An 11,777-nucleotide genomic window follows, 5' to 3' on the forward strand; every position below is an offset into this window, starting at 1 on the left:
CTAGACAAGCCCCTCGCGACGAACCACCACGGTAATGAACGCCGCGGCGACAAGGACGGAGACCATCATCGCGGGCGGCCACACGAACACCGCGAGCGCAAGGCCCGCCACTTTGATGGCGCAGTCAAGAAGAAGGGCGCTCTGCCTGCGCTCCATTCGGTTGATGACGTCTGGCGACTCGTCGGCGTTGGCGCTGGCGAGCGCGCGGCTGAGCCATACGTTTGCCAAGGTAAGCGCTATTACGCAGATGCCATAAAACGCCTGGGCAACGGCACTGTACATGGCATCGCTCACCACGCCCGTCGCGTAGGGGATGAGTGACGAGCAGAACAGCAGCAGCACCATGCGCCAGAGCACGGACGTGTCGACGACCTCGACGCCGTCCCATTCGTTATGCATGTTCACCCACATGGAGCCAAGCCAGAAGAAGGACAACGCATAAGCGAAGAAGTCATGACGGAGCTCCCAGAAGCCGGCGACGCTCATCACGGTCGGTCGCGGCAGGTCAAGCACCAGAATCGTCATCACAATTGCGAGCACCGCATCCATGAATGCCGCCGGGCGCTCCTTGGGCATCTTCCCGCGCGAGGAAATGGGCCCCTCTTTTCTCTCCATTGCTCCTCCAAGTTGTATCGACGACCAGATGGCTTGATCGCCGCTCAATAGCTTCTCCGCCTTGTGTATGCTACCTGAGCGACGTCTCGCATCTGCATGCATTGTTTGCATGCTTGAATGCCGCGTCGAGAGCGCACGAGGGGCACAAACGCCAAGGCGCGCATGAGGGGTTTGCGCGACAATGGTGGGCGCCTCGAAGACCATGACATTGCTGCCGCAGCGGAAGGAGGGGCATGGGGCCGACCGGTCACACAAGCAAGTCTCCAGCCGAGGTGCTCAAGGGCACCTTCGGCTTCGACTCGTTTCGTCCGCACCAGGAGGAGATCATCGATGCGGTCCTTGCCGGACGCGACGCGCTGGCCGTCATGCCCACATCGGCTGGAAAGTCCATCTGCTACCAGGTTCCTGCCATCGTATTGGGAGGGCTTACCATCGTCGTATCACCGCTCATCTCGTTGATGGCGGACCAAGTCGCATCGCTTCGACAAGCCGGCGTTTCCGCGGCGTACCTCAACTCGTCGCTTCGTTCGAACGAGCGGGACAGCGTGCTAGAAGGAATTGGCGACGGGGCGTTCACGCTGGTTTACGTCGCTCCCGAGCGCCTTGATGACCAGCGCTTTCTTGAAACAATCAACCGATGCGGCGTGTCTCTTGTGGCAGTTGACGAGGCGCACTGCGTCTCCCAGTGGGGTCACGATTTTCGTCCCAGCTACCAGCGCATTCGCGGCTTCCTAGAGGGCCTGCCCGAGCGACCGCCCACCATGGCGCTTACGGCAACCGCAACGCCACAGGTCAAGAAGGACATTGCGGTCTCGCTCGGCCTGCGTGACCCGCTTGTTGTAGTGGCGAGCTTCGACCGCCCCAACCTGAGCTTTTCCGTCGCTCGCCCACGCGGCCGCGCCGGCAAGAACGCCCAGCTTGTCTCGTTTTTGCGCGCGCATGGCCAGCAGTCGGGAATCGTGTACTGCTCCAGCCGTCGCGACGTCGAGGACGTACGCGACCTCCTGAACGCTGAGGGGCTTTCCGCCACGCGCTATCACGCAGGGCTCTCAGACGAGGAGCGCCAACAGAACCAAAACGATTTCGTCTATGACCGTCGACGCATCATGGTCGCAACCAACGCGTTCGGGATGGGCATCGACAAGTCGAACGTCGGCTTCGTCGTGCACTATAACCTGCCGCTCTCTCTGGAAAACTACTATCAAGAGGCAGGTCGAGCAGGTCGCGACGGCACTAGGGCGGAGTGTCTGCTGCTTTACTCCCCCTCCGACGTGAGGACCGCCGAGTTTCTAGTCTCGAAGTCGGGGGAAGGCGGAAACCTGACCGAGGAGCAAGCTCAGATGATGCGCGATGTAGCCGAAAAGCGCCTGCGCACTATGACTTTCTATGCCACCACGACGAGCTGCCTGCGCGCGTTCATCCTCCGCTACTTTGGCGAAGAAGCGCCCGCGTACTGCGGAAACTGCTCGAACTGCCTGACAAAGTTTGAGGAGGTTGATGCCACCACCGGCGCCCTTAAGGTTGTGAGCTGCGTGGCGCGCTTGGCACAGCGGGGACAGCGTGCCGGGGCGGCCACCATCGTGGACATCCTGCGCGGGTCAAAGAGCGAGCGCATCCTGCGACGCCATTACGACACCCTCTCGACCTACGGAATTGCACGCGACATTTCAGCAGGTCAGCTGCACCAGATCATCGACGAGCTTATCTATCGCGGGGTGCTACTGCGGACGGGCGGCGACTACCCCACCATCTGTCTCACGAAGGGCTCGCGCGCTTTCATGCGCCGGGAGTCGCCATGGGACTCCCCGTTTGTCCTGAAAATCGCCAAGGAAGAACAGGCGAGGCCCGAAGCGGAACGCATCGCTCAGCGTAGCGGAAAGTCTCGCCTGGCGTCGGACGTGTCGGAGCTGGACGATTCCGACCAAGAACTCTATTCACGTCTGGCAAGGCTGCGGACGCAGCTCGCACGCGAACAGAATGTGCCTTCTTATATCATCTTCAGCAACGCAACGCTTGTTGACATGTGCGCCAAGCGACCGAGCTCGTTGGATGAGCTCCTTGATGTGAGCGGCGTTGGCGCCAAGAAGGCCGAACGCTACGGCGAGGCCTTCCTTGCGGAAATCAACGGCCAAGCCCATTGATTTCCGCAAGCAGCGATGTTCTGCAAGAATATTGCGGTTGTAGGTCTTTTTCCGCGGGTGCCTTAAGTATCACCTCGTTAGTGCCATTTCTCTACCTGTGCTTTTACAATAAGTTAGCCTTCGCGTACTCAATGGGTCCGCCACAAATGACCTACAACCGCAATATTCTTGCAAGCACCTTCTCAGCGCAGCAGCCCTTCCTCCGAAACTTCAGCCCCAGAGGCAAATAATCCCTCAGGGCAGGCGATCGTGACGCCCAACACAACGCCCAGCATGCACGCAGTGCATGCTGGGCGTTGTGAAGTGGCATTGTACTTCCCTTCCGCAACCTCGCAGAATCAATGGTGACAGACACAACCAAGCAACTGCAGAGAAAGGGACACCATGGAATACGCGAAGCTTTCCGACGGCAACCAGATGCCTATGCTGGGCTATGGAGTCTTCCAGATTGACGACGCCACCACAGAGCGCTGCGTCACCGACGCGCTCGAGGTCGGCTACCGACTGATTGATACCGCCCAAGCCTACGGCAACGAGCGCGGGGTCGGCGCCGCCATGGCCGCAAGCGGCGTAAAGCGCGAGGACATCTTCCTCGTCGACAAAGTCTGGATCACCAACTACGGCGACGGCAAGACCTACGACTCAATCAAGCGCTCGCTCGAGCTTTTGGGCACCGACTACATTGACCTCATGCTCCTTCACCAGGCATACAACGATTACCACGCCGCCTGGCGCGACGTCATCCGCGCCCACAAGGAGGGGCTCGTCCGCTCCATCGGCGTCTCAAACTTCGACCCAGTGCGCCTCGCTGACCTCAACGCCTTCGCTGAGGAGCCGGCTGTCGTGAACCAGGTGGAAACCCACGTCTTTTGGCAGCAGAAGCCCGCTCACGAGAACATGGTAAATCTGGGCGTACAGCACATGAGCTGGGGCCCGTTCGCCGAAGGCGCGAACAACTTCTTCAAGAACCCGCTGCTCGCGCAGATTGGCGAGGCGCATGGTAAGGGCGTCGGTCAGGTGGCTCTTCGCTACCTCATTGACATGGGCGTCGTCGTGATCCCCAAATCCACCCACAAGGAGCGCATGGCGGAGAACCTCGACGTCTTCGATTTCCAGCTCACCGATGACGAGCGCACGCAGATTGCCACGCTCGACGGCGGCAGGTCGCTCATCTTTGACCACTCCAACCCCTCGTTCATCGGTCCCTGGCTCAAAAGCGTCGCGGAGAGTCTGTAGCCACTCCTGGGAAGGCGAGCGATGAGCCGCAGATCGTTTATTGGTTTGGCGGGGGCAATAGGCGCTGTTGGACTGGGACTTTCCGCTTGCTCCGGAAACGGCGCAAGCGATTCGTCCCCGTCTGGCTCCTCAGAATCAATCTCAGGAGAAGCCGGTTACGATGCGGGCCAGATTCCCACGGAGCTTGAGTACGTCCCAGACGGCTACGACCAGCCGGCAGATCACGCAGGCACCCTTGAGCGGCTTGACTACCAGACCTACGAATCATTTTCCTACGCTCAGGGCGACCTGACCCAGCCGCTCTCCAAGACCGCTTGGGTCTACGTCCCGTATGGCTACACCGACCAGCAACGCTATGACATTCTGTATCTTAGCCACGGTGGCTGGAGCAACGAGACCACGCTCATGGGGACGCCTGACGACGAGCACACCTTCAAGCACATCGTCGACCACGCAATTGAGGACGGGCTGATAGAGCCTTTGCTCGTGGTCCTCCCCACCTACAACAACACCAGCGGCGATGACAGCGGCGACTACTCGCTCGCGCTTAAGCTGACCGACAACTTCCACAACGAATTGGTTAACGATCTTATGCCTGCAGCCGAAAGCCGCTGGTCAACCTACGCCGAGGACACGACCCTAGCGGGCTTCGCGGCGTCGCGCGACCACCGCGGCTTCGCCGGCTTTTCGATGGGCTCGGTCAACACCTGGCACACTTTCGAGTACTGCCTGGACTATTTCCGCTGGTTCATGCCCATGAGCGGGGCCATCACATCTGATGGCGCGACGATGACGCAGATGGTTTCCGACCAGGGCCACACGGCGGACGACTTCTTCATCTATTCGATGTCGGGCACTGATGACTTTGCCTACTCGAGCATCAGCGGGCAGATCAGCGCGATGGAGCAAGATGCAAGCGGGACCTTCCACGCCGCGGACTCGCTCGCAGACGGCAACATCGCCTTCCGCGAGCGCGAGGGCTACTCGCACAACGGCACTGCTGCCAACGAGTACACCTACAACGGCATGCGCCTGTTTTTCAATGGCCCCCGCCTTGCCAGCAACGGCGAGGCGTCCACCTCGGACGCGGCGTGGTATAGCGTCGACACCCCCATCGACGACGTAAAGAACGACCCCGCCCTGGGTGACTGGGGACGGCTGATCTTTCCCGTGGACGAGGGCTACATGTCAGGGTCCACGCTGGGCGACCTCGACCTCACCTGGTACAGCGAAATCAACCCCGAAGAGACGGTCGCCATCTGCAACTACCTGCGCAGCCGCGCGGAAGAGGGATCAACGCCGTTCATGCGCTTCTACACTGACGACGAGATTTCCGCCGACCCCGACAAGGCCGACACCGGGTTGTTCTTCTTTCGTGGCAATGCCGACGGCCGAGTCGCGTTCTGCTGCGCTGGCGGCGGGTTTGCCTATGTCGGTGCAATCCACGACAGCATGCCGCACGCACTTGAGCTCTCGCGCAAGGGGTACAACGCATTCGCAATCATCTATCGCCCCGGAGCGCAAACGGCATGCGAGGACCTCTCTCGTGCGATCGCCTACGTGCAGGACCATGCCGACGAGCTGGGCCTCAATCATGGCTTGGACGGCTACTCCATCTGGGGCGGTTCCGCAGGCGCCCGCATGGCAGACTGGGTCGGCACGTACGGCACCGAGTACTTCTCGGGCGAGGCCTGCCCAAAGCCGTCCGCCATCGTAATGCAGTACACCGGGCTTTCAGAGGTCACCGGAGACGAGCCACCCACCTATGCCTGCGTCGGCACGAGCGACTACATCGCCGACTGGCAAACCATGTCGGAGCGCATCTCGCGCATCCAGGCCAACGGCACCCCCGCCGAAATCGAGGTCTTCAACGGCCTCTCCCACGGCTTTGGCCTGGGAACTGGAACGGTCGCCGAGGGGTGGCTCGACCGCGCCGCCGTCTTCTGGGACGAGCAGTCATAAACAAACCAGCAGGAAAATTGATACGTAAGGAGACAATAATGTCCACGCTCTTCATCAACGCAAGCCCCAACGAGAACGGCAACACCGCGCGCCTTGCCGCAAAGCTCTTGGACGGCAAGAAGCACCGGACCCTAAACCTTGTTGACTACAAGGTCTACGCCTATGGCCAGAGCTTCTCGGATGACCAGTTTGGCGAAGTCATCGACGCCATCCGCGCAGCCGACGACATCGTGATCGGGTCGCCCATGTACTGGCACAGCATGGCCGGAGCGCTGCGCAACGTGCTCGACCGCAGCTACGGCACCATTGACCAGGGCTCCCTTGCTGGACGCCGCCTCTGGTTTGTGTTCCAGGGCGCTGCCCCAACCCAGCAGCAGCTCGCCGCTGGCGAGTTCACCATGAGCCGCTATGCCGCCCTATACGGAATGCAGTACATGGGGATGGTCACGACTCCGGCTGACATCGCCAAGGTTGCGCGCGACTTCAGCGAGTAGCCCACATGCCTGCAAGCGTTACGAGAAGGGGCTTCTTCTCCCTCGCAGGAGCAGCGATGGCCTTTGCCCTCGCGGGCTGCGAGGCAAGCGAGCCACAATCGGACGGCACCCAACCGGCAGAGACCCAATCGGGCGAGCAGCCCCAAGAGACAATCCAGGAGGGCGAGGGCATGAGCGCGTGGACCCTCGATGAAGGCGATACGACGCATCGCGGCTTCCGCGTGGACGACGTTCTGCACGCTGGCGACCACGGCGACATCCACTTCTCGATTCATGTGCCCGACGGCTACGACGGCTCAACTCCCTATGCGCTATACGTCGCGCTCCCTGGTTGGGAGGGGCTTCTCTTCCAGGGCGTGGGCGCAAACCTGCAGGAAGACTTCCCCTTCGTAGCCAACGACTACGTTTCTGACATGATCGTGGCGACGCCGCAGCTCGAAGACTGGGGAGAAACCTCCGCCGACCAGACCGTTGCCCTCACGCGCTGGCTTCTGAGCGCCTACGCAATAGACCCGTCGCGCGTGGTTCTTTCGGGCTGCTCGGGCGGCGGAGAGACTGCTTCGCTCGTCGTAGCCCAAGCGCCCGGTCTCTACGCCGCCGTGCTTCACTGCATCTCGCGCTGGGACGGCGACATCGGGCCCGTGGTTTCCGCGCGCCTTCCCGTCTACATGGCCATCGGCGAGCAAGACGACTACTACGGACCAGACTACGATAGGGCAACCTACCAGCAGTTTGTTGACGCCTATGCCCAAGAAGGGCTGAGCGAGGGCGAAATCTCCGACCTCGTGACACTCGACGTGAAGCCCACGTCTTACTTTGGCGAGACGGGCGAGCAATACGGCCAGCACGCGGGCGGCGGGGCGCTCTTCCCACATGACGAGCAGATTATGGGATGGCTCTTCTCGCACGCATGACGGGCAGACAAGGCGCCGCGCTTAGTTGGACCGTTCGCCCTGCTTCTCGACCCACGAGCAGATCTCTGAGACCCGCTCGTCTCCCTCGACAGGGGTTACTAGGAAAAATGTGGCATGCGCGTCGGCGTCCGAGATGGGCACGCGCGCGCGACCTTGGACGTCGCCATCGTTCTGGGGCGCGTTTGACGTGAAGGCGAGAAGGTCGCTCGTGAGCAGCATCTGCAAAAACACCTCTCGGTCCTCCTGCACGACAAGCTGCGAAAGCGGCATGCGCTGCCTCACGATGTCCATCCAAGAGCCGATGCCCTTGAACACAAGAAATGGCTGCCCATCGAGGTCAGCGAACGAGACGACGCTCTTGCCGGCAAGGGGATTTCCCTCGGGAATGCTGGCGAAAAGATCCTCGCTCATGAGCGGGATGGAGTGCATGGTGGGCAGGGCGACGGGATGGCGCAGAATCGCCATGTCGACATCGCGATTGGCGAGCGCCGTCTGCGCTGCCGAGTCCCCCATCAGCTGCGGCGCCAGAATCGTCCCAGGAAAGCGCTCAACGACCATAGCGGTCAGGCGCCACGTGGGAGCCGGCGCCACGGAGGCGATCTTGATGGTGCGCTCGCGTTGGGCGAGCTCGTCGAAGTCGTCGCGCATCAGGCGAACGTCAGCCAGGATGCGCTTGGCATGGCTCACCGCAAGCCTGCCGGCTGCGTTGAGCGTAACGGAATTGTGGCTGCGGTCAAAAAGCTCCTGACCGAGGTCCTTCTCAAGGCGGCGAATCGATCTCGAAAGCGCTGGCTGCGTGATGTGGAGCTCTTCCGCGGCGGCCGAGATGGTGCCCAGCCTGTCAACCTCAACGATTTGCCTCAGCTGCTCAAGCTCCATGGGGCGCCCCTCTCTTCTATGCACGAGTTGCATACAGACGGTATCACTGAGCATTGTACATACACTGATGGCAGACCGAAAATGTATACAGACGACAGAGAGGAGAATGCCATGAAAAACGAGAAGAGCACGCTTACGCGCAGAGAGATGCTGACAGGGCTTCTCGGAGTGGCGGGGGCAAGTGCTCTCGTTGCGCTTTCGGGCTGCTCAAGCGATGCAACCGACGCCTCGACAAGCAATGACGCAACCGAGACCACCGACTCTGGATCCGATTCTGGCTCCAGCTCTGAGAGCAGCGAGGCAACCACAGACACCACCGGCTCCACGGGAAGCTCGATTCTTGTCGCCTACTTCTCTGCCACGGGGAACACTCGCGCCGTCGCCGAGCGACTGGCGGAAGACCTTGGCGCTGACATCTTTGAAGTGGTGCCGCAGGAGCCCTATACCGACGACGACCTCAACTTTAATGACGACAGCTCGCGCGTCTCGCAGGAGCACGTGAACGAGGACCAGCGCGACACGCCGCTTGTCCAGACCACGCCCGACGGTTTTGACGGGTATCAGGCAGTGCTGGTAGGTTATCCCATCTGGTGGGCGCAGGCCGCCTGGCCGCTCAACCGCTTTGTCTCGGACAACGATTTCACCGACAAGAGGGTAATCACGTTCTGCACGTCACAGGCGTCTGGGCTTGGCAACACGACGGACGAGCTCAGCGAGCTTGCCGGCACAGGCAACTGGGAGGAAGGGCAGCGCTTTCGCGAGGAGCCTGAACAGTCAGACGTCGATGATTGGGCTGCGTCGCTCGGTCTGTAGCAGTTAAAAATGGGCCGCGCCAAAGGCACAATGGCGCGGCCCCAAGTTCTTCGAACGAACGAAAGGCACTGCCCGCTACTCAGGCAGAATCTCAATCCACTGATCGTCAGGATCAGCGATGAAGTAAAGGCCCATCGCAGGATTCTCGTGGACGATGCAGCCCATCTGCTCGTGAAGCTTGTGGAAGGCGTCATAGTCGTCAACGCAGAAGGCTATGTGCGTGTCTGAGCCCCCGTTTGCATAGGGCTCGGTGCGTCCACGGTTCCAGGTGAGCTCCAGCTGGAACGTGCAGCCATCCGCCTCCATGAACGTGTTGGTCCACGAGCCGTCGGCAGGGCCCACCTCCCTTACCACATGAAAGCCAAGTGCCTTCTCATAAAACGAGATGGTTTTCTGCTTGTCGAGGACATGCGTGCAGCGATGTACAAAGCGAGCTTGCATTCTGAACTCCTTTCTCAAGCGCGTTTCGCGGCTATTCTAGTGTCCTGACACAGAGGGAAATAAAAGCTCCACAACATATGGCGCGCAAACCCACAGCCCAGCTTTCACAGGTGCACCGAAGCCGGCTTAGTTACACAAAAAATCAGAATTTTGCACCGAAGTCGGCTTAGTTACACTGGACCTTGAGGGCCCAGTGGAGTATGTCTGCATAATATGCAAATATTTGCATATTATGCAGACATACTTCTTAATATATGCAGTAGCTATTCAGGACTACGGACCCCATACCGAAACCCCAGTGTAAGTAGGGGCACTTCGGTGCAAATCACGAGAAAAAAGTGCAACTAGGGCGACTTCGGCGCAATCGAAATCCACGATGGCGCCCCAGCTGCCTAGTTTCCACGCTAAAGGGTTCAGCTAGGGCGCCAAACCGTCTACTCGACCCAGAACACGCGACCGTCACGGCGGGGCTTGACCTCAGGAACCTGGTCAGGCCAGCCAAGAATGCAATGGCCGACTCCGATGTAGTCGCCCTTCACGCCCAGTTTGACCAGCAGCTCTTTAAATTCGGGCTGTTCAAACTCTTGTCGCGCACGGTGAATCCAGCAGCCGCCCAATCCTAGCGAATGAGCAGCTAGCAGCATGTTCTCAAGGGTCACGCTCCCGTCCTCGACGGCAGTCGGGCAGTTCGCGTCTGCAAGGACGACCAGCACGACCGGAGCCCCATAAAATGGGTCGGTGCCTTCGGGGGCGCCCATAACCTTTCGATTGGCCTCCGCAAGGCGATTGCGAACTTTGCTATCGGTGACAGCAAGCACAATGGACGACTGACGCCCCATTCCGCTAGGAGCCCAGAGTCCCGCCTCGACCACTTTCTCTATCAGTTCGCGCGGAACCGGCTTGTCTGAGAACTTTCGCACGCATCGGCGTTCCCGTATTGCCTGAAGCACTTCGTTTTCGCTCATGACGTTCCCCCTTCTAAAAACAGCCCCTCTGACCTGCTCAAAGTCAGAGGGGATGCGTTATGCCGCCAAGCCTTATGCCTCGTCGGGAACCCATTCGGTCAGGCAGCCATCGAGTCCGGCGACCACGGAGTCGCGGTCCATGTGCCGACCGATGATGCACAGGCGCGTGATTCGATCGCCGCAGACGGGGTCCCAATCCTGCGCGAGCTCAGGAGTCTCGGCGATCATCTTCTTCTTTTCGTCCTCGGGCGCAGAGTCAACCCACAGCCCATTCTCGGTGAGCGTCACCTGCTGACCCGCCTGCTCGAAGACGTAGCTCATGTCGGGGTCCTGGTCGCACCACATGAGGCCCTTCACGCGGATGATGCTGTGAGGCCAGTGGTGCACGAACTCGGAGAGCTTGTCGATGTCAAAGGGCTTGCGGCGCTCGTAGACAAAGGTCTGGATGCCGTACTCGAGCACCTCGGGGTCCTCGTGCTCCTCGGGATGCGCCATCGCGTCGGCCCAAACGGACGAGTTGTACGCGTCCTCAAAGTTGAAGCGCCCAGTGTCCAGAAGCTCGTTCATGGGAACTTCGCCGTTCTTGGCCTCGATGATCACGGCGTCCTTCTGCAGGCCGCGCACGATTGCCTTGAGCTCTTTGATCTGCTTGCGGGAAACAAGATCGCACTTGTTCAGGATCAGCGTCGTGCAGAACTCAATCTGCTGGATGAGAAGGCTCTCGACGTCGTCCTCGTCGATGTCCTCGCGCTCAAGCGCATGGCCGCCCTCGAACTCGTCCCACATGCGCTTTGCGTCTACCACGCACACGATGTTGTCGAGCGCAAGCGGCGCGACGTTCTCGTCTTGGCTCTGGTCGCAGAACGCCGAGATGGTGTAGGCGATGGGGATGGGCTCGCAGACTCCCGAGGCCTCGATGATGATGTAGTCAAAGTTGCCGGACATGGCCAGACTGTCAAGCTGGTCGGAAAGCTGACCGGAAAGCGTGCAGCAGATGCAGCCGTTTGTCATGGGGATAAGGTCGTCCGTCGCGGACAGGCCGCCGTTCTTGATCAGGCTGGCGTCCACGTTGACCTCCCCGATATCGTTCACGATAACGGCCGCGCGGATGCCCTCGTCGTTGGCCAGAATGCGGTTGAGAAGGGTCGTCTTGCCAGCGCCAAGGTATCCCGTCAGCAAGATAATCTTGACCTGCTTGTTGTTAGGCATGGGGTTGCTCCCTTGATGTTTACCAGTGGTTCCTTTTTGCCTTCGTAAGCGTACCCGTTTTTGCCGGCTTTCTTTGCCGCCGAGCGACAACGACACTATCGTCACGCA

Annotated in this window: 11 protein-coding genes; 6 read left to right on the forward strand and 5 right to left on the reverse strand. The window is 60.2% G+C overall.

What is annotated here, in order from left to right; all coding sequences use genetic code 11:
• A complete protein-coding gene (locus ACOYJL_RS04580; RefSeq protein WP_433569040.1) occupies positions 1-615 on the reverse strand; it encodes a TMEM175 family protein in 615 nt (204 codons plus the stop codon).
• 233 nt (positions 616-848) lie between these two features.
• Here ACOYJL_RS04580 and recQ point away from each other — a divergent pair, with 233 nt between their 5' ends.
• The 5 genes from recQ (at position 849) to ACOYJL_RS04605 (ending at position 7,362) form a co-directional block, all read left to right on the forward strand.
• Complete coding sequence (recQ, locus tag ACOYJL_RS04585; RefSeq protein ID WP_433569041.1) at positions 849-2,756, forward strand: DNA helicase RecQ; 1,908 nt, start codon at positions 849-851, stop codon at positions 2,754-2,756.
• 384 nt (positions 2,757-3,140) lie between these two features.
• Positions 3,141-3,992, forward strand: a complete 852-nt coding sequence (locus ACOYJL_RS04590) for an aldo/keto reductase (protein ID WP_433569042.1) — start codon at positions 3,141-3,143, stop codon at positions 3,990-3,992.
• A gap of 21 nt (positions 3,993-4,013) precedes the next feature.
• Positions 4,014-5,954, forward strand: a complete 1,941-nt coding sequence (locus ACOYJL_RS04595) for an alpha/beta hydrolase-fold protein (protein WP_433569043.1) — start codon at positions 4,014-4,016, stop codon at positions 5,952-5,954.
• A 38-nt stretch (positions 5,955-5,992) separates the two neighbouring features.
• Positions 5,993-6,448, forward strand: a complete 456-nt coding sequence (locus ACOYJL_RS04600; RefSeq protein WP_433569044.1) for a flavodoxin family protein — start codon at positions 5,993-5,995, stop codon at positions 6,446-6,448.
• A gap of 5 nt (positions 6,449-6,453) precedes the next feature.
• A complete protein-coding gene (locus ACOYJL_RS04605) occupies positions 6,454-7,362 on the forward strand; it encodes a prolyl oligopeptidase family serine peptidase (RefSeq protein ID WP_433569045.1) in 909 nt (302 codons plus the stop codon).
• A 21-nt stretch (positions 7,363-7,383) separates the two neighbouring features.
• Here ACOYJL_RS04605 and ACOYJL_RS04610 read toward each other — a convergent pair whose 3' ends face one another.
• Positions 7,384-8,241 carry a LysR family transcriptional regulator gene (locus tag ACOYJL_RS04610; RefSeq protein ID WP_433569046.1) on the reverse strand — a complete coding sequence of 286 codons (858 nt, stop codon included), beginning with the start codon at positions 8,239-8,241 and terminating at the stop codon, positions 7,384-7,386.
• 111 nt (positions 8,242-8,352) lie between these two features.
• Between ACOYJL_RS04610 and ACOYJL_RS04615 the strand changes: the two genes are divergently transcribed.
• Positions 8,353-9,054: a flavodoxin gene (locus ACOYJL_RS04615; RefSeq protein WP_433569047.1), complete on the forward strand. Its 702-nt coding sequence runs from the start codon at positions 8,353-8,355 to the stop codon at positions 9,052-9,054.
• Positions 9,055-9,129: 75 nt separating this feature from the next.
• On the opposite strand, the gene ACOYJL_RS04620 is transcribed toward ACOYJL_RS04615, so the two are convergent.
• The 3 genes from ACOYJL_RS04620 to ACOYJL_RS04630 form a co-directional block, all read right to left on the reverse strand.
• On the reverse strand, positions 9,130-9,495 hold the full coding sequence (locus ACOYJL_RS04620) for a VOC family protein (RefSeq protein ID WP_433569048.1): 366 nt from the start codon (positions 9,493-9,495) through the stop codon (positions 9,130-9,132).
• 434 nt (positions 9,496-9,929) lie between these two features.
• A complete protein-coding gene (locus ACOYJL_RS04625) occupies positions 9,930-10,460 on the reverse strand; it encodes a nitroreductase (protein WP_433569049.1) in 531 nt (176 codons plus the stop codon).
• A 72-nt stretch (positions 10,461-10,532) separates the two neighbouring features.
• Positions 10,533-11,669, reverse strand: a complete 1,137-nt coding sequence (locus ACOYJL_RS04630; protein WP_433569050.1) for a CobW family GTP-binding protein — start codon at positions 11,667-11,669, stop codon at positions 10,533-10,535.
• Between the last annotated feature and the right edge of the window lie 108 nt (positions 11,670-11,777).

Origin of the sequence: Tractidigestivibacter sp. (assembly GCF_050946515.1) — a bacterium.
Lineage (GTDB): Bacteria > Actinomycetota > Coriobacteriia > Coriobacteriales > Atopobiaceae > Tractidigestivibacter.